At 72.4% G+C, this 18,456-nt stretch carries 12 protein-coding genes; 4 read left to right on the top strand and 8 right to left on the bottom strand.

Going from position 1 to position 18,456, the window contains the following annotated elements; all coding sequences use genetic code 11:
- Positions 1-6 precede the first annotated feature (6 nt).
- The 3 genes from ACIQI8_RS01635 to ACIQI8_RS01645 form a co-directional block, all read right to left on the bottom strand.
- Positions 7-3,180 carry an amidohydrolase family protein gene (locus ACIQI8_RS01635; RefSeq protein WP_402343375.1) on the bottom strand — a complete coding sequence of 1,058 codons (3,174 nt, stop codon included), beginning with the start codon at positions 3,178-3,180 and terminating at the stop codon, positions 7-9.
- 111 nt (positions 3,181-3,291) lie between these two features.
- Complete coding sequence (locus ACIQI8_RS01640) at positions 3,292-4,392, bottom strand: NAD(P)/FAD-dependent oxidoreductase (protein ID WP_402343378.1); 1,101 nt, start codon at positions 4,390-4,392, stop codon at positions 3,292-3,294.
- Positions 4,393-4,641: 249 nt separating this feature from the next.
- Complete coding sequence (locus ACIQI8_RS01645) at positions 4,642-4,989, bottom strand: DUF1330 domain-containing protein (RefSeq protein ID WP_402343381.1); 348 nt, start codon at positions 4,987-4,989, stop codon at positions 4,642-4,644.
- Between the two features lie 218 nt (positions 4,990-5,207).
- Between ACIQI8_RS01645 and ACIQI8_RS01650 the strand changes: the two genes are divergently transcribed.
- From ACIQI8_RS01650 to ACIQI8_RS01660, 3 genes are all read left to right on the top strand, one after another.
- A complete protein-coding gene (locus ACIQI8_RS01650) occupies positions 5,208-6,149 on the top strand; it encodes an expansin EXLX1 family cellulose-binding protein (protein WP_402343384.1) in 942 nt (313 codons plus the stop codon).
- 122 nt (positions 6,150-6,271) lie between these two features.
- Entirely contained in the window at positions 6,272-8,428 is a 2,157-nt protein-coding gene (locus ACIQI8_RS01655) for a PQQ-binding-like beta-propeller repeat protein (RefSeq protein WP_402343387.1), read from the top strand.
- A 122-nt stretch (positions 8,429-8,550) separates the two neighbouring features.
- On the top strand, positions 8,551-9,381 hold the full coding sequence (locus tag ACIQI8_RS01660) for an MHYT domain-containing protein (RefSeq protein WP_402343390.1): 831 nt from the start codon (positions 8,551-8,553) through the stop codon (positions 9,379-9,381).
- 42 nt (positions 9,382-9,423) lie between these two features.
- Here ACIQI8_RS01660 and ACIQI8_RS01665 read toward each other — a convergent pair whose 3' ends face one another.
- Positions 9,424-10,899, bottom strand: coding sequence for an MFS transporter (locus tag ACIQI8_RS01665; protein WP_402343393.1), 1,476 nt, complete (start codon positions 10,897-10,899; stop codon positions 9,424-9,426).
- 181 nt (positions 10,900-11,080) lie between these two features.
- On the opposite strand from ACIQI8_RS01665, the gene ACIQI8_RS01670 reads away from it, so the two are divergent.
- Positions 11,081-13,405, top strand: a complete 2,325-nt coding sequence (locus ACIQI8_RS01670; RefSeq protein WP_402343395.1) for an FUSC family protein — start codon at positions 11,081-11,083, stop codon at positions 13,403-13,405.
- Here ACIQI8_RS01670 and ACIQI8_RS01675 read toward each other — a convergent pair.
- Genes ACIQI8_RS01675 through ACIQI8_RS01690 form a run of 4 tightly spaced genes read right to left on the bottom strand, consistent with a single transcriptional unit; the run spans position 13,377 to position 18,455 of the window.
- Positions 13,377-14,054, bottom strand: a complete 678-nt coding sequence (locus ACIQI8_RS01675) for an NAD(P)H-binding protein (protein ID WP_402343398.1) — start codon at positions 14,052-14,054, stop codon at positions 13,377-13,379. The genes ACIQI8_RS01670 and ACIQI8_RS01675 overlap by 29 nt on opposite strands.
- 29 nt (positions 14,055-14,083) lie before the next feature.
- Positions 14,084-14,725: a TetR/AcrR family transcriptional regulator gene (locus ACIQI8_RS01680; protein ID WP_402343401.1), complete on the bottom strand. Its 642-nt coding sequence runs from the start codon at positions 14,723-14,725 to the stop codon at positions 14,084-14,086.
- Positions 14,722-16,728: a CocE/NonD family hydrolase gene (locus ACIQI8_RS01685; protein WP_402343404.1), complete on the bottom strand. Its 2,007-nt coding sequence runs from the start codon at positions 16,726-16,728 to the stop codon at positions 14,722-14,724. Before ACIQI8_RS01685 ends, ACIQI8_RS01680 begins: the two co-directional genes overlap by 4 nt.
- On the bottom strand, positions 16,725-18,455 hold the full coding sequence (locus ACIQI8_RS01690; protein ID WP_402346626.1) for a dipeptide ABC transporter ATP-binding protein: 1,731 nt from the start codon (positions 18,453-18,455) through the stop codon (positions 16,725-16,727). The genes ACIQI8_RS01685 and ACIQI8_RS01690 overlap by 4 nt, the downstream gene beginning before the upstream one ends.
- Position 18,456: the final 1 nt, after the last annotated feature.

Consider the following 18,456-nt stretch of genomic DNA (forward strand, 5'->3'; position numbering starts at 1 on the left):
GCGGCCTCAGTGGCCGTCGCAGCACCCGTCCCTGCGCATCAGCCGGCCCACCGTGAGCCAGTCGTCGTCGGCGGCCGCGGTGCGCCGGGCCGACGGCTCGAAGGCGGCGACCAACTCCTCGGTGGTGTACGGCACTCCGCCGCGCAGGACGGAGACCGTGCGCACGAGGTCGGCGAAGTCCGCGAACGGATCCCCGTCGACGACGGTCAGGTCGGCGAGCCGGCCCTCCTCGACCGTGCCCAGGTCGCGGTCGAGGCCGAAGAGGCGGGCGGGCAGGACGGTCGCGGTGCGCAGGGTCTGGGCCGGGGACAAGCCACCGCGGTGCAGGGCGCGCAGGCCCAGGTGGAGGGCGAGGCCGACCGGAACGAGCGGCTGGTCCGTGCCGAGGGCGACGAGGCCGCCTGCGGCCAGGACCCGGCGGTAGATGTCGGTCTCGGTGCGCAGGGTGGCGAGTTGGGCCGCCGTGGGCGGGATGCCGGCCGCCTGGGTCACGGCCGCCGAGTCCCATGGCGGCATCACCACGGTCACGCGCGGGTCGTCGGCGAGCGCGGGCTCCTCACCGAGGAGGGGCGCGGCCGTGAACGGGGTCGCGATCAGCGAGAACCCCACGCCACGCGCGCTGTAGATCTCCACGACATCCTGATAGACACGGCCCGTCGCGGTGACGGCGTGCCCGAACTCGGCGCGCTGGGTGGCCTGCAGATGGGTCGTCACGTCCTGGCCGAGCTGGACGCCGGGCGAGAGCAGGTGACTGCCGGCCCGCACCCCGAGGCGTTCATGGGCGAATCGCGCCGCCTCCTCCATCACCCAACCCGGCGCCCGCACATAGGTCTTGACGAAGTCCCAGTCCAACGCCTCACCCCTCTCCAGGGACCGGCGCAGTCCCTCCCGGGTGCGGTGGGCACGGCCCATGCTGTACGCGACCCGTGCCCCGTCGAGGAGTTCCCCGGTGGCCAGCAGCCGCGGCCCCGCGAGCTGTCCGCCGAGCACCGCCTCACGGATGCGGGCCTGTTCGTACGCGAAACCGCCGAGGGAGACGGCCGTGGTGATGCCGTAGGTGAGCTGGCCGACGGTCTGGCGTCCGCCGTAGGTGCTCTGCCAGGGGTGGGTGTGGGTGTCCCACAGACCCGGGATCACCGTCCCGGTCGAGGCGTCGATCCGGCGCAGGGCGGCCGGCCGTCCCGCCCTGTGCGGCTCCACCGCAGTGATGCGTCCGCCGCGCACCAGGATGTCGACGTCGTCCCGGGTTCCCTCACCCGTGCCGTCCCACAGCCGTCCGGCGTGCACGACGACGTCGGCGGGGGTGGGTCTGGTGGTGTCGAGCGGAATGCGGACCGTGCGGACGGGACCGCCGCTGACGGCGAGCAACCGCAGTCGGCCGCCGGAGAGATAGAGGAGGGTGGCGGAGTCGCCGGACCAGGAGGGATGGTCGGCCGGTTCGGTGGTGAGGGTGCGCAGTTCGCCGTCCGGGGTGCCGTCGGGGGTGACGGGCAGCAGGCACAGGGCCGACTCGACGATCACCGCCATCCAGCGGCCGTCCGGGGACCACACAGGCCCGGAGTCGTACCGGTCGGCGATCGACGTATGCGGTGCGACCGTGTGGAGGCGGTCGATGCCGGTCGTGGTGTCGACGACCCGGATGACGTTGTAGCCCTCCCGGAAGCGGGAGTTGAGGCGGTTGCGGTCGCAGAGGGCGAGATACCGCCCGTCGGGCGACCAACTGGGCCGACCGGGTTGCCCGCCCCCGCCGAGCGCGGTGACCAGGACGCGCTCCACCCCGGAGGCGAGGTCGCGGACGATCAGCCGTCCGGTCAGGTCGAGACAGGCCAGCCGCTGTCCGTCGGGCGACAGGGCCGGGAACGTCCGGCCGCCGGTCGCGAGCGCGCTCTCCGCTCCGGTGGCGAGATCGTGCCGGTACACACCGAGGAGTCCGTCGCGGTCGTCGACGTAGACGAGGGACTTCCCGTCGCGCGCCCACGTGGGCCCGAGCAGATAGCGGGTCGAGGACGCGGCGTGCAGTCGGCGCGGTCGGAGTCCGCCGGAACTCCGTCCCAGCCACAGCGAGTTGAGGGCCGCGAAGGCGATCCGGCGGCCGTCGGGCGACAGCGCGGGGAGATGAAGAGCCCGGACGGGACGCGTGCGGGCCTCTCCCAGGTCGTACGCCTTGGTCCTGTACTTCGGCCGGCGCAGCGGGAGTTCACCGTCGAAGGGGACGGTCTCGGGGTGTGCGGGGCTGTCCGGGCGTACGAGGGTGAAGGTGCCGTCGACGGTCAGGAGCAGCTCTCCGGTCGGCGTCCAGCGCGGGGGTACGGGCGCGATGTCGCCGGTGACCGGGACGGGACTGCCGTCGACGACGAGGGTGCAGGAGGCGTTCGGGGCGGCCGTGGTGCGCAGGTGGGCGAGGCGGCCGCCGGGGGCGAGGGCGGGGGTCATGACCTGCGCGGCCGCGGTCTCGGTGTGGTGCACGGCGACCGGACCGCTGCCGTCGGCCGCGACGGTGGCGATCGTACGGGCTTCCAGGGCAGCGCCCAGCGCGGTGGTGACGACCTTGGCGCGGACGAACAGGATGTGGGTGCCGTCCGGAGACCAGGTGGGGTCGAAGTCCTCCCACGGGGCGTCCTGGAGGGGGCCCTGCTGACCGGAGAGGCCGGTGACCCGGGTGATCGCGCCGGTGCGCAGGTCGAGGACGTGGATGCGGTACGGGCTGCCGTCGACGGGGTCGCCGCCGCGTTCGGAGGCGAAGGCGAGACGGGTGCCGTCGGGCGACCAGGCCGGGCCGCGGTCGTCCCAGGGGCCGTCGGTGCGCCGGCGCAGGCCGGAGCCGTCGGGGCGGACGGTCCAGAGGTGGAATCCGCCGCCCCGGTAGGCGCAGAAGGCGATGAGCGCGCCGTCCGGGGCATGGGTGGGGCGGTTGGGTTCCAGGTCGGCGGGGGTCAGCGGGTGGGCCGTACCGCCCGCGCGGGGCAGCGACCACAGGATGCCCTGGACCTCGGCGACCAAGTGGTCGCCGGAGGGCGCGAGGGTCGCCGAACCGTTGGTGGCCGAGGTGAAGGAGAGGGACGCGGTGCCGGTGGCGGGTCTTGCCGCCGTCGCGGTCGCGCCCACGAGGGGCACGGCGCTCGCGGCGGCGAGGAGTTGACGGCGGGTCGGACGGAAGGAGGTGCTCCAGTCGCGGTCCATGGCACCACCCTGGCGCACCGGCCGTCCCGGCATCAACGCTGTTCACGGCCATCGCGGCTGCTTCACCCGGGAGGACGAGGCGCCAGGACCCCGGAGCGCCCGCCCCTCACCTCAGGCGTAGCCCAACTGGCGCCTCATATAAGGGGTCATGAGGGTCTTCGCCTTGGCGAGGGTGGTGGTGCGGCCGCCCAGGATCGCGGTCTCGCCGCCCGGCACGGGCAGCACGGTCACGCCGTCGGCCGGGCCGAACGGCACGATGAACGGGGTGCGGTGGATCGGCCGGTACAGGCGCAGGCCCTTGCGATGCTTGCCGGGGTTGTTCAGGTAGCCGCGGATGTTCCAGGCGGCGAGGTCGGCCTGGGCGAGCGCGGCCGGGGTGATCTTGAGCTCGGTGGCGTCGTTCACGTCGCCGACGGCGAACACGTCCGGATGGCCCGCGACCCGCAGCGTCCGGTCGACCCGGACGTGTCCGGCCGGATTCAGCCAGTCGCCGTGACCGGCCAGCCGCAGCCAGAGCGTGTTGGGGGTGGTGCCCGTGGCCCAGAAGGAGAGGTCCGCGGTCATGACGTTGCCGTACGCGTCGCGGTAGCTGCCGAATTCGGTGCCTGGCGACATGAAGGCGTCGAGCCGCACCTCCACGTCGTGGTCCTCCAGCCAGGCGCGGGCCTTGTTGCCCGCCCGGGCGCCGATGGTGGAGTGCAGCAGCGCCGGACCGGAGTGGGCGAGCGTGACCCGGGCGTCGGGCCGGGCCAGTCGGATCTCGGCGCTGAGTTCCACACCGGAGGGTCCGCCGCCCACGACGAGGATGTGGTCGGCGAGGGAGATGCTGCGCTGGTGCTCGGCGAAGGCCTTGCCCGCCTCCTCGGCGGTGGAGCCGGTGAAGCGGGCCGGTTCCGGGTAGTCGGCGCCGGTGGCGATCACGACCACGTCGTACGGGATCCGCTCCCCCGTGCCGAGCACCACCTGCCGTTCGGCGGTGTCCACGCGGACCACCTTGCCGACGGCCAGCCGGCCGTTGCGCAGCAGCCGGTCGTAGGGGATGAAGGGAGTCGCCGTCCACTCGGGGCGCACGCCTGCCCGCAGGGAGGCGATGCGGTGGAAGAACATCTCCTTGCGGTCCACCAGCGTGACCCGCGCCGCGCCGTCCAGCCGCCTCGCCAGCCGGACGCCCGCATAGCCGCCGCCTATCACTACTACGTCGCCGTGATGCACACCGAGTCTCCTGCGCCTGGAGGTGGGGGGAAACGAGTGCCCGTGGCGGAGGGGCCGCCGTTGGCCACTCGATGACCGTGAGCGTAGCGCTTGAACTCTGAAGCACGGCACGGGAGTTGTGCGTGTCCTGTGAATCGGGGGCTTTCGTTCCGCTATGCGCAGGCAGCCTGGCGTTCGACGGTAGTACGGCTTGCCTTCTTCAACTGCGGGACGGCCTGCGCGCATCGCGAAGGAAGGCAGCCGGTGGCTCTACTCGCCGGACAGTGCCTCCCGCATCGCCTTCGCGGTCGTCGTCGGGTCGTAGCCCTCGGGCACGCCCGGCACCAGCACGATGTCGCTCTCGATGTGCCGTGTCCGCAGGGGCGCGATCTCCTGGTACTCCGGTGAGTCCCACCAGGTCCGCGCCTCGGTCATTCCTGGGAAGGCGATCACGACGACGTGGCCGGGCCAACTGCCCTCCACCACCTCGCGCTTGGCCGCGTGGACGAGGAAGCGGCCGCCGTACGGCTCGAAGGTGGCCGGGATGCGTTCGATGTACTCGGCGATCTCCGGGTGCGGGGCGGACTCCTGCAGGTGGGCTATGGCGTAGGCGGTCATGTCGTCCTCCAGGTCGGTCCGGCTGCGTACACCGCCGATCGTGGCATGGCCGGGCGGTGCGATCGATTACCTCTGAGGTAAGGGGGCGGACGGGGCGCGCACGGCTTCTGAATTCGCGGCAACCTTTCCCGCCCCGGCGGCGACCTGTGGTCGGAATCTCCTGCCACGGGTGGTCCGTTCCGGCCCGCCGGTCCCCCGCACCACGTAAGGATGCAGTCGTGACACCTTCATCGCACCGCCGTCCCGGCGGCAGTCGGCGCGCGGTACTCGTCTCGGCCGTCGCCGTGGCGGCCATCGCGCTGGTCGTGTCCCTGGTCATGGCCTTCCGCAGCGACGGGGCGCCGGATTCCGGGCAGGTCGCGGCGGCGCCCGCCGCGAGCACCCGGGCGACGACCTCGCCGACGGCGTCCGCCGAGCCGACGCCGTCCTCGTCCGCCGCGTCCCCGAGCAGAGCGGCCGGTTCCTCTCCTGTGTCGTCCCCGCCCGCGACCACCAAGGCGCCGCGGAAACCGTCGGCCACCCGTACCGCGCAGGCAGCCGCGGCGCCCTCCGCGGGGCGAATCCGGCCCGGAGTCACCTACCAGGGGCTCGCCACCAACTACGACATCGGCAACGGCGACGGCGCCTGCTCGTACGGCCCGAGCGGCGACACCATGACCGCGGCGATGAACCACAGCGACTACGAGACCGCCAAGGCCTGCGGGGCATACGTGCAGGTCCGGTCCGGGGGCGCGTCCGTGACCGTGCTGATCAACAACGAGTGCCCCGAGTGCGCGCCGGGCCAGATCGACCTCAGCCGGCAGGCGTTCGGCAAGCTCGCCGCCCTCTCCAAGGGCCGGATATCCATCACCTGGAGCCTGTTGAGCCCCGCCACGAGCGACACGCTCTCCGTCCGGTACAAGACCGGCTCCAGCCAGTACTGGTGCGCCGTCCAGCCCATCGGCCACCGAAATCCCGTGGCCCGTCTGGAGGTTCGGGCCGGTGGCAGCTGGCGTGAGCTGGCCCGCACCGACTACAACTACTTCCTCTCCGAGAACGGCAGCGGCTGCGGCGGCGCCCTGCGGATCACCGACATCTACGGCGAGCGGCTGACCGTCGGTGCCCTCGCGGTACGGCCCGATGTCGTCCAGGCCACCGGGGTCCAGTTCGCCCGGCACTGACCCGGTCTGCCTGCTCCACGCCGGAACGGGCCCCCGGACGGATCGGTAGAGTGTGCTGTTCATGCCACAGCGGCAGCAGTCCGCACGCATCCGTCCAGGCCGGACCCGGTGAAGGAGACACGGTGACCCTGCGCGAGGACGATCCTCGGTCGGTCGGCGGATACCGGCTCGAAGCGCGGATCGGGACCGGCGGCATGGGCGTGGTGTACCTGGGCCGCTCGGTGTCGGGACGCGCCGTGGCCGTCAAGGTCGTGCACACGAAGTACGCCGACGACCCCGAGTTCCGGGCCAGGTTCCGGCAGGAGGTGGTGGCCGCCCGACGGGTCAGCGGCGCGTTCACCGCCCCGGTCGTGGACGCCGACCCGGACGCCGAACGACCGTGGATGGCCACCGCGTTCGTGCCGGGCCGCACCCTCTCCGAACGGGTCGACGAGTCGGGCCCGCTGGACTGGCCCTCGCTGCGCCGCCTGGGCACAGAACTCGCCGAGGCGCTGCGGGAGATCCACCGCGCGGGGGTCGTGCACCGCGACCTCAAACCCAGCAACGTGCTGCTGCTGGAGGGCGAGGGCGACGACGGGGCGGTCCGTGTCATCGACTTCGGCATCTCGCGCGCGGCCACCAGTGACGTCCGTACGCAGACCGGCATCGTCATGGGCTCACCCCCGTTCATGGCACCGGAGCAGTTCAGCCGGCCACGCGAGGTCGGACCCGCCGTGGACGTCTTCTCGCTGGGCGCGGTGCTGGTCTACGCGGCCACCGGGCGCAGTCCCTTCGAGGCGGACAACGCCTATCTCGCCGCCTACAACACCGTGCACAGCGATCCCGATCTGGGCGAACTGCCGCGCCCGCTGCGCGCGTTGGTGTCCCTGTGCCTGACGAAGGACCCGGAGGGGCGGCCCACTTCGGGCGAGGTGCTGAAGGCGCTGGCCGGAGTGCCGGAGGAACGACCCGACGACGAACCCGGTGACGTACCGGCCCGGCTCCAGGTGACCGACGCGATCGACACGGCGATGCTGGCGCCCGCGAAAAGCGCGCGGAAGGGGCGCCGCAGGAGGCTGTGGACCGCCCTCGCCGCCGCGGCGCTTCTCGGCGTCGTGGGCACGGCGGTGGTGACCCTCATGCCGGCCGGAGCGAGCGACGAACCCGACGCGAAGGACGCTCCGGCGGTCTCCTCGTCCTCCTCGTCCTCCTCCTCGACTCCAGCGGGCTGGAAGCCGTGGCACAACGCCCTGGAGCCCGGCAAGGACGACCCCATGGGCATGAAACCGGCCTGCACACCGAGCGTCCTCGGCGTCTTCTGCTCCTCGGAGCGGATCGCGTTGATGCGCCTGAACCCCGCGACGGGCCGCACGGACTGGTCACGGCCGATGAGCAAGAAACAGGTCAGCAGCTTCTCGATCAACGCACCGGACGTTCACGACGGTGTGGTGTTCGCCAACAGCGCGGACCGCTCGGAGGGCATGGACGCGTTCGACGGCAGGACCGGGAAGCGGCTGTGGCATCGGGACGGGCCCCTGGGCCAGTACGAGCCCCTGGGCGAGGTGCTCCTGGTGCGCCTGGACCCGCTCGGGCCCCCCGACACCGCGACCTATGCCGCCTACGAGCCGCGCACGGGCGAGGAGTTGTGGCGGCGCACGCTCAAGTCCTCCTCGGCCAGCCCCTTCTACGAGGGCCCCAAGGGCACGCTCTACGCCGACCTGCGCGGCGGCTCCGGCGGCATCGCGCGTCTCGACGAGCGCACGGGCCGGACGCTGGGCAGCGTGGACGCGCCCAAGGGCGACCTGTGGCTGGCGACCGTCCATGACGCGAAGGCGTACTACGCGCGCTGGGAGAACGACACCGGCGTCTCCGCGGCCTTCTTCATCCAGGATCTCGTCAGCGGCAGGACCCGGCGGATCGACTTCCCCTGGAGCGTCGAGCCGGAGGCGCCGCCGCTCGTGGCCGGCGACACGATGTACATCTTCGACTACGGCAACGAGACGCTGCTCGCCCTCGACCTCACCCACGGCAAGCCGCTGTGGACCAGCTCGCGCGAGCTGCGCGTCTTCAGCGAACCGGCCGTCCACGACGGGCGGTTGTACGTCAGCATGCCGGACACCAGCGTCCTCGCCCTCGACCCGCGCACGGGCAAGGAGATAGGCCGCACCGACCCGTCCTTCGACACCTCGGGCCGCTCCTTCGAGGAGCTCTCCCCCAGCGGGACACCGCCGTTCCTGGTGGGCGGGGTGCTGTACGGGGTGACCGGACCGGGGGTCTTCTCGGTCGCCGACGTCACCTGAACCGACTGAACCGACGTCAAGAAGTATCGATTCAGCCAACAGACACTTCAATGTGGCGAAAAAGTGAAGGAGTTGTGTTTGAGTCAGGATTGACTCGTGCCACCTCAAAGGGGGGACCTTTGGTGAACGCCACTATCTCCAACTTTCACTACGGGGTCGTGACTCTGGTCGCGGCCTACCTCATGGCCTGTCTCGGAGCGGCGCTGGGACTGCGGTGCACCACACGCTCGTTGCGACGCGCCCACCGAAGATCCGGCTGGCTGGCACTGGGCTCCGTGTCCATCGGCTGCGGCATCTGGACCATGCACTTCATCGCGATGATCGGCTTCAGCATCGACGGCTCGCTGGTCGACTACGACACCGGACTCACCCTCCTCAGCCTGATCGTCGCGATCGCCGTCGTCGCGGTCGGCGTCTTTCTCGTCGGCTACCGGGGAGGTACACCGCTGAATCTGGGCGTGGCCGGAACCATCACCGGACTCGGCGTGGCCGCCATGCACTACCTGGGCATGGCGGCCGTCCACACCAACGGCACGGTCCACTACGACACGACGACCGTGGCGCTGTCCGTCGTCATCGCCGTCGTCGCCGCGACGGCGGCGCTGTGGGCGGCGGTCTCCATCCAGAAGCTGTGGTCCAGCCTCGGCGCGAGCCTGGTCATGGGAGTCGCCGTCACCGGCATGCACTACACCGGCATGGCCGCGGTCTCCGTGACGCTCGACGGCTCGGGCGACGCCGGGCAGTCGTCCACCAGCCTGCTGGCGTTCCTGCTGCTGATGCTGGCCGGGCCGCTCGCCGTCCTGCTGGTCGCCGCGGTGATCGTGATGTTCGACCCGGACATGATGGTCGCGAGCACGGATCCGGACCGGGTGGGGCCCGCGCAGTCCGACGAGGACGACCTGTTCACGCAGCAGCAGCCGGGCCGGCACTCGGATCCGTACGCTTCCCGCTGACCGGACGGACCGCGTGCGGCGGCCACCGGGCCGTCGAACCGGTCAGCCCTGACCTGCGTGCAGGTGGCTGTGCGAGACCTCGGGCGGGCAGGGGCGCTTGGCGGCTCGGCGGTCACGGCGCCAGTCGTCGATCGCGAGGCCCAGCGCGCACAGGACGGGCAGGACGCCGAGGCCGACGGCGGTCGCCACGGCGGAGGGGTAGTCGCGGCGGCCGGTGCCCAGGACGACGTAGAAGAGGCCGGGCAGGGCGGCCGTGCCGATGGAGCCGCCCAGGCGCTGGCCGGTCTGGAGGGCGCCGCCGGCCGCTCCGGCCATCCGTACCGGGACGTCCCGCAGGGTCATCGTGACGTTGGGGGAGATGACGCAGCCGCTGCCCAGGCCGCCGACGAAGAGAGCAGGGGCGGCCAGCCAGCCCGCGCTGTCGGCGGGGGCGAGCCACAGGATCAGCGCGGTCCCGCCGAGTCCGAGTGCGACGCCGGCCAGTCCGCAGACGGTCAGCAGCCTGCCGAACCGGTCGACCGACCGGCCCGCGAGCGCGGCGGCCGCGGCCGAGCCGATGGCGAACGGCGTGACCGTGAGCCCGGAGCGCAGCGGTGAGTAGCCGAGGCCGTCCTGGAAGAACAGGGCGAACACCAGCCACACACCGCTGAAACCCACGAAGTACAGGGTGGCGATGGTGGCGCCGACGGCGTAACCGCGCGTCTCGGTCACCAGGCGCAGATCCAGCAGCGGTTGGCCCTCACGGGCCACCACTCGTCGCTCCCACCGGACGAATCCGACCAGGCACACCACACCCACGACGAACAGCCACCACAGCCGCCGTACGCCACCCGACTCGGCCAGCACCAGCGGCAGCATCAGTGCCAGGACCCCGCAGCCCAGGAGCGCGACTCCGCCCAGGTCGAGGCGTTCACGGCGGCCGGGGGCGGTGAGGGGGATGAAGCGCATGCCGAGTACCAGGGCGAGCACGCCGACGGGCACGTTGACGTAGAAGATCCAGCGCCAGCCGTCGGGGCCGTCGGCCAGGGTGAGGATGAGGCCGCCGACGACCGGTCCCACGGCGCTGGAGATGCCCACGGTCGCGCCGAACAGGCCGAAGGCGCGCCCGCGTTCGGCGCCCCGGAACATCTGCTGGATGAGGGCGGAGTTCTGGGGGGCGAGACAGCCCGCCGCGGTTCCCTGCGCGATACGGGCCACGACGAGGAGCGTGATGTTCGGCGCCGCGCCCGCGGCGGCGCTGCACAGGACGAACGCGGCGAGCGCCAGCAGGAAGATCCGGCGTCTGCCGATCGCGTCGCCTATCCGCCCGGCGGTCACCAGGACCAGCGCGAAGGCGAGGGCGTAGCCGGACACCACCCATTGGATGGCCGGTGCCGTGGTGTGCAGGTCCCGCTGCATGGAGGGCAGCGCGACCGCCACGATCGTCACGTCGAGAAGGCTCATGAACCCGGCCACCAGGGTGACCCACAGCGCTTTCCAGCGCCGGGGGTCGGGGGTGTCGTCCGTCTGCGTCGGCACTGCTCCTCCTGCGTCCGTCCGTCACCTGTCCGTCCGGCAAGCATGGCCCGGCGCGCCGGGAAACGGATTCATTGACGGGGCGGCGGACGAGGTGACGGTTGAGGCCACCGGGTCCCACGAATGCGGCAGTGCGCACATACTCGATACGCGGGTGATCTGCCGACAGGAGGTGTGGGGGCGTATGCGCATACCTGGCCGCCGTGTCCCGACCTGGTTGCGGGACCACGATCCGGGGCTGGTGGCGACCCGCCGGGCCGGGCGCACGGCGCTGGTGATGCCCGGACTGTTCGCGCTGTGCAGTCAGGTGCTGGACTCGCCGACGATCGCCACCTTCGCCGCGTTCGGCTCCTTCTCGATGCTGCTGCTCGTGGAGTTCACCGGGCCGATGTCGCAGCGGCTGCGGGCGCACGTGGGGCTGGCGGCGGCCTGGGCGGCGCTGATCTGCGTGGGCACGCTTGTGGCCCGGCAGACCTGGCTCGCGGTCGTCGTCACCGTCGTGGTCGGCTTTCTGGTGCTGTTCTCGGGTGTGGTCAGCTCGGTCCTCGCGGGTGCGTCGACGGCGCTGCTGCTGGCCTTCGTCCTGCCGGTGGCCTCGCCCGCGCCGCTCTCCGAGCTGCCCGACCGGCTCGCCGGCGCCGGCCTCGCGGCGGTGGCCGCCATGTTCGCGATCTCCCTGCTGTGGCCCCGGCCCACCGCGGACCCGCTCAGCGCACCGGCCGCCCGCGTCTGCCGTGCCGCCGCGGCCCAGCTGCGCGCCGACGCGTCCCGGCTGGCCGGGGAGCCCGAGGCGCCGAGCCTCAAGCAGTGCCGGGTCACCGCGGACGATGCCGCCGCCGCGGCGGCCGATCTGCGCACCGCCTTCGACGCCACGCCCTACCGGCCGACCGGGCTGTCCACCGGCTCGCGCGCCGTGGTCCGGCTGGTCGACGAGCTGACCTGGCTCAGCGCCATCGTGGCCGACAGCACGCCACCGTCCGACGACACCGACACGACCGCGCCCGACTGCGACCGGGACGCCCATGCCGTGAGGCGGGCCGCCGCCACCGTCCTGGAGCGCGCCGCCGACCTCCTCGACACCCCGCGGATCGCACCGGACGCACTGCGCGCGGCCTCCGCCGAGCTGCGCGCCGTCATCGACGGAATGGAGCACGGCGCCACCACCAGGCTTCCGGTGCACCGGCCGCGCCCCGGTACGGAGACGGAGATCCGTGCCTTCATCGGCGCCCTGGACCTGTCCTTCCGCGCCCAGGAGCTGGGGTTCGCCACCCTCCAGATCGCGGACAACGTGGATCTGGCCGCGGCGGCCGAACACCGCACCTGGCCCGAGCGGCTCCTGGGTCACGAGCCCGGTTCCGTCACCCAGCCGCTGGCCTCCGCGCGGGAGCGGGCCGGCGCCCACCTCCAGCGCGAGTCGGTCTGGCTGCACAACAGCCTCCGCGGCGCGCTGGGCCTCGGCATCGCGGTCGCCCTCGCCGACCTGATCGGCGCCCAGCACTCCTTCTGGGTGCTGCTGGGAACGCTGTCGGTGCTGCGCTCCAACGCCCTCAACACCGGGCAGAACGCCGTCCGCGCCCTGGCCGGCACCCTCGCCGGGTCGGTCCTCGGGGCCGGGTTGCTCCAGCTGATCGGCGACCACGACACCGTGCTGTGGTTCCTGCTCCCCGTCGCCGTGCTCGTGGCGGGCATCGCGCCGGCGGCGATCTCCTTCGCCGCGGGTCAGGCGGCCTTCACCGTCACGCTCGTCATCCTGTTCAACATCGGCCGGCACCCCGACTGGCACATCGTGCTGTTCCGGATCGAGGACATCGCCCTGGGCTGCGGGGTGAGCGTGCTCGTGGGTCTGTTCTTCTGGCCACGCGGTGCCACGGCCGCCGTGGACCGGGCGCTGGCGGCGGCGTACACGGACAGCGCGCGCTATCTGGCGGGCGCCGTGCGCTACGCGGTCGGCCGCTGTGCCGGCGGTCTCCCGCCCGTCGCCGCGCCCGACGAGGAGAACCGGCAGGCGGCCGCCGCGGCACGCCGGCTGGACGACGCGTTCCGCAGCTACCTCGCCGAGCGCGGCGCCAAGACCGTGCCGCTGGCCGACATGACCACCCTGGTCACGGGCGTGGTCGGGCTGCGGCTGGCCGCCGATGCCGTACTGGGCCTGTGGCAGCGCTCCGACGAGCAGCCCGCCGGCACGGACCGGGCCGACGCCCGCGTCGTCCTCCTCGGCACCGCCGACGGCGTGTCCGGCTGGTACCGGAACCTGGCCGCCGGCCTGGACGAGGGCGCCCCGGTGCCGGCTCCGATGCCGCCCGACAGCGCCGCCGAGGCCCGTCTGGTCGCCTCCCTGCGGAGCGACCTGAGGGACGAGAACGGCCGGGCCACGGACACGGCCGTGCGCATCATCTGGACCGCCGACCACCTCGACGTCGCCCGCCGCCTCCAGCCCTCGCTCGCGGCGGCGGCGAAGCCGGACACCGCGGACCGGGGTGTCAACTCGGCTTCGCGCCCAGGCGGTTGATGTCCCGGCTGTCGAGGACGTGCCGCTCCTCCGCGCCCGGCTCTGTCGCTACCGCGATCATGGCGCGGCCCAGCGCCTCGGTGGTCGTGGTGTGACCGGGCGCGAGGCGGTGCAGGACCGGATAGAGCCAGGAGGTCAGGCCGTAGATCACGCGGTAGGCGGACGTCTTGGAGACCGCCCCCTTCAGCGGCCGGATGTACCCGGGCCGGAACATGTAGGCGTTCACCGGCAGGGCCAGCAGGGCGTTCTCCGTGCGCCCCTTCACACGGGCCCACATCGTGCGGCCGCTCTCGGTGCTGTCGGTGCCCTCGCCGGAGACGTAGGCGAAGGTGATCCCGGGGCTGCGTTCGACGAGGACCTGGGCGGCGGCCAGCGTGCAGTCGTACGTGATGCGGGTGTACTCGGTCTCGTCGCGCCCGGCGCTGGAGACGCCGAGGCAGTAGAAGCAGGCGTCCAGACCGGTCAGTTGCTCCGCGAGAGCGGACAGGTCCGTGAAATCGTCGTGGACGATCTCGTGCAGCTTGGGATGGCTGACACCGAGCGGGGCGCGGACCACCACGACGACGCGGGCGATCGCCGCGTCCTCCAGGCAGGCGTGCAGCACTCCGTGGCCGACCATGCCGGACGCACCGAAGATGACGACGTTCACGAGCGGCTCCGTGAGGGGAAGTTGGGGGGTCAGGGCGTGCGGGCGAGTTCGGTGTCGATGAACCGGTTGAGGTGACGACGGGCGTCCTGGGTGCTCAACGGGGGTGCCTGGCGCAGGCGTTGGAGAGCCAGCCCGTCGGCGAGGGCGGCGAAGCGGACGGTGAAGCCGTCGAGGTCGTCACCGGTGAACTCCCCGTCGTCCACGCCCCGTTGGGCGAGCCCCCGGATCTGTTGATGCCATGCCTCGTACCGTCTGGCCTGCCCACGCGTGAAGGTCTCGTCCGTGGCCTGGTCGCCTGCGTTCCAGTAGTCGAACCACATCCGCCAGTGCCGGTCGGTGTCCTCCGTGAACAGCGCGTCGACCAGCAGCCGCAGCGCCTCGGCGCCCGTGTCCGCCCGCTCCGCGGTCTCGCTCAGCTCGGCGTAGTACCGCTCGATGTGCAGCACCATCGCCTCGGAGAGGATCTCCTGGACGCTGCCGAAGTGGTACGTCACCGTGCCGACGGACACCCCGGCAGCGGCGGCCACGTCCCGCACGCCCACGGAGGCGTAACCGCGTTCGGCTATCAGCGGGAGGGCCGCCTCGACGATGAGGCGCCGGCGCACCTCGGTGGGCTGGCGGGTGCGGTCGGCGGCGGCGACGGCACGGCGCGGGGTCCTGGCGGCCGTCATCCGGACGTCCTCCCGACGGTGCGGTGCCATGCGCGCTTGACCACTGTCTCTCCGTTCGCCCGTGCCTCGATGCGACTGTCCATGATGAAGTCAGCGGCCGTGGCGCGCAGCTCCGTGGACGCCATGATCTCAGCGTCGTAGCCCTCCCCGCGCCGCAACCGGATCCGCCACTCGGAGACGGCACTCGCCGACAGCGGATCCTCGCTCCGTATCCGGTACGTCTCCCGCGCGCTCTCCTCGTAACGCAGCCCGTCGGGATACGTCCGCGAGCCGCCGTAGTTGGGGTCGACCACCAGCGTCCACTCCCCCGCGGCCACATCGTGCGTGACCAGCCGCTCCGGGCGGGGGGTGGCCGGCGGGTCGTAGGTCACCGGGAGGGGCGCGGCCTGTTCGGGCTCCTCGAAGCGGATGGTCGGCTCCTCGCCGGGCTCGCGCACGGGCAGGAGTACGGCACTGTCCGCCGGTACGACGCTCAGCTCGCCGCGTTCGCCGTGCGGCCACACCCAGGGCCAGTAGGCGTCCGAGACAGCGACGCGGACGCGGTGACCGGGCGGGAAGGCGTAACCGATGCCGGAGAGTTCGAACTCGACGTCCTCGTACGTGCCCGGGCTCCACTCCACCGCCTTGTCCCGGCCCTGCCTGCTGAGCAGGTTGAGCACGCCGCGGGTGACGAGGGTGGACGAGCCGTCGGGGGCCACGTCGCACAGCCGGGCGATCACATGGGCGCGCGGGGTGGCGCTGTCGAGGCGCAGCCGCACGCGCGGGCGGCCGAGGATCTCGACGCGCTCGTCGAGCGGCTCGGAGTCGAAGCGGACCGAGCGGCCGTCCTCCTCACGCTGGTCGGGTGGCAGGTCACTCGCGTTGCCGAAGGGGAAGAAGCGGCCCGCGTCGAGGCCGGTGTGCTGCGGGGAGCGGACGAGTACGGGAGCTGTGCCCGTGCCCAACGGCCGTGCGTCCCAGGCGACCTGTGGCGATGGCCAGTCGCTCTCCCCCACCCAGCGGCCCGGGAGGACGTCGTACGAGGTCGCCGGCGGGACGGAATCGGTGATCCAGGCCCGCAGCAGCGGCTCCTCCATGGCGCCGGTGTCGATGCCCTTGAGGTGCTGGTCCCACCAGCGCAGGGTCTCCTGGAGGAAGCCGATCGCGGGGCCCGGCGGCAGGCCCCGGTCGGGGTACTGGTGCGACCACGGGCCGATCAACCCCCGTACGCGGTCCGCCGGGAGGTGTTCGACGAGGCGGAGCACCGTGTCGCGGTAGGGGTCGTTCCAGCCGCCGACCGCGAGGACGGCCGCGTCGATCGCGGTGTAGTCCTCGCAGACGCTGCCGTGCCGCCAGTAGGCGTCGCGCTGCTGGTGTTCGAGCCAGGTGTGCAGGAAGGGTTCGAGGGCGTCGAGGCGTTCGCGCCACATCGGCACCCAGCGGTCGGCGCCGACGTTCGCCGGGTCCGGTGGGCGGGCGGCGAAGGCGAGCATGGTGCCGGCCCAGGCGAGCATGTCGATGCCGAGGACGGCGCCGCCCGTGTAGTGGACGTCGTTGTCGTAGCGGTCGTCGGTGGAGCAGACGGTGACGATCGCCTTCAGGGGTTCGGGGGCGAGGGCGGCGATCTGGAGCGAGTTGAAGCCGCCCCAGGAGATGCCGAACATGCCCACCTTGCCGGTGCACCAGGGCTGCCGGGCAAGCCAGTTGACGACGTCGACGCCGTCGGCGAGTTCCTGTTCGTCGTACTCGTCGCCGGGTGCGCCCTCGCTGTCGCCGTGGCCGCGGATGTCGACGCGGACCGAGGCGTAGCCCTGGCCCGCGTACCAGGGGTGGCGTTGGGCGTCGCGCGGGGCGGTCCAGTCGCTCTTGCGGTAGGGGAGGTATTCGAGCAGCGCGGGTACCGGGTCGGTCTCGGCGTCGGCGGGCCGCCACACGCGCGCGTGCAGTCGCGTGCGGCAGTCCCGGGTGGGGATCCAGACGTCCCCGCAGACGACCTGGCGCTCGAACTGTTCGCGGTACTTCACGAAACTCCTTCCGCCACGGGGGTGTCGAGGGGGCGCCAGCGTCGTACCCGGTGGCCGCCGTCGCCCCCGTCGGTCCAGATGTCGTCCCCGTCCGCCGCGTCGGCCCAGTCGAGGGTGTCGTCGACGTACGGCCGGGCGTCCGGGTCGGGTTCGAGGACGGCCGCCATGAGCTGGCGCGTGTAGGGGTGGCCGGGTGCGGCGAAGACGGCCTCCGTCGGTCCCTCCTCCACGACGACACCGTGCCGCAGGACGACCACGCGGTCCGCGATGCCGCGCACGACGGCGAGGTCGTGGCTGATGAAGAGACAGGCCAGGTCGCGTTCGCGCCGCAGGTCGTCGAGCAGGCGCAGCACGTCGGCCTGCACGGACACGTCCAGCGCGGTGGTGATCTCGTCGGCGATCAGGACGTCCGGTTCGCCCGCCAACGCCCGTGCGATGCCGATGCGTTGGCGCTGACCACCGGAGAGCTGGGCGGGCAGGCGCTCGGCGAGGGCCGGGTCGAGGCGCACGTCGGCGATGAGCCGGCGGGCCTGCTCGGCCGCCTCGGTGCGGCCGGCCGCGGTGCCGAAGAAACGCAGGGGGTGGCGGACCGCGTCGCCGACGGAGCGGCGGGGGTTGAGGGAGGTGTCGGCGTTCTGGAAGACCAGCTGGATGCGGCGGCGCAGGGCGAGCGGGCGCTTGTGCGCGGGGCGGGCCAGGTCGCCGGTCTCGTGGGCCAGCGTGCCGCCGGACGGGGTCCGCAGACCCGCCAGGGTCCAGGCCAGCGTGGACTTGCCGCTGCCCGACTCGCCGACCAGGGCGACGACTTCACCGCGCCGGACGTCGAAGGAGACACCGTCCACGGCCCGTGAGCTGCCGTAGTCGATGGTGACGTCGTGCGCGGAGACCGCGACCGGTGAGTCCTCGGGCACGAGTGCCTTCGGGCGCACCTCCCGCTCCCCCGCCTCGGTCACGACGGCGAGTCCCGTGTCGTCCAGACGCGGCACACTCGCCAACAGCCGCTTCGTGTACGGGTCCTGGGGCTGCGCGAACAGCTGTCGAGTGACTGCGGTCTCCACGACGCGGCCCGATTTGAGCACACACACCTCGTCGGCCATGTGGGCGACGACGCCGAGATCGTGGCTCACCAGGACGGCGGCCAGGCCGAGTTCGTCACGCAGAGCGGCGATCAGGTCCAGGACACCGCGCTGGGTGACGACGTCCAGACCGGTCGTCGGCTCGTCCAGGACGAGCACCTTGGGGCGGGCGGCGATCGCCATGGCGATGGCGACGCGCTGCTGCTGACCGCCGGAGAGTTCGTGCGGGTAGCGGCGGGCGAGTTCGGCGGGGCGCGGCAGCCGGACCTGTTCGAGGAGGTCGACGACGGGTACGGTGCCGCCCGCCTCCTCGATCTGCCTGCCGATCCGCATGGTGGGTGTCAGCGCCTGCCCGGCGTTCTGGCCGACCATGGCGACAATCCCGCCGCGCAACCGCCGCAACTCCCGTGCGGGCAGGGCGAAGACGTCCTGGCCGTCCACGTGGACCGAGCCGCCGGTGATACGGGAGCCGTGGCGCAGATGTCCGAGCAGGGTGGCGGCGACGGTGGACTTGCCGCTGCCCGACTCGCCGACGAGCGCGAGCGTGCGCCCCTTCGCCACGTCCAGCGACACCTCGTGCACGACCGGCACGCCCCGACCGCCCGAATGGTAGGCCACGGAAAGGGAGTTCACGGAGACGACGGGGTGCATC

Origin of the sequence: Streptomyces sp. NPDC092369 (assembly GCF_044755245.1) — a bacterium.
Lineage (GTDB): Bacteria > Actinomycetota > Actinomycetes > Streptomycetales > Streptomycetaceae > Streptomyces.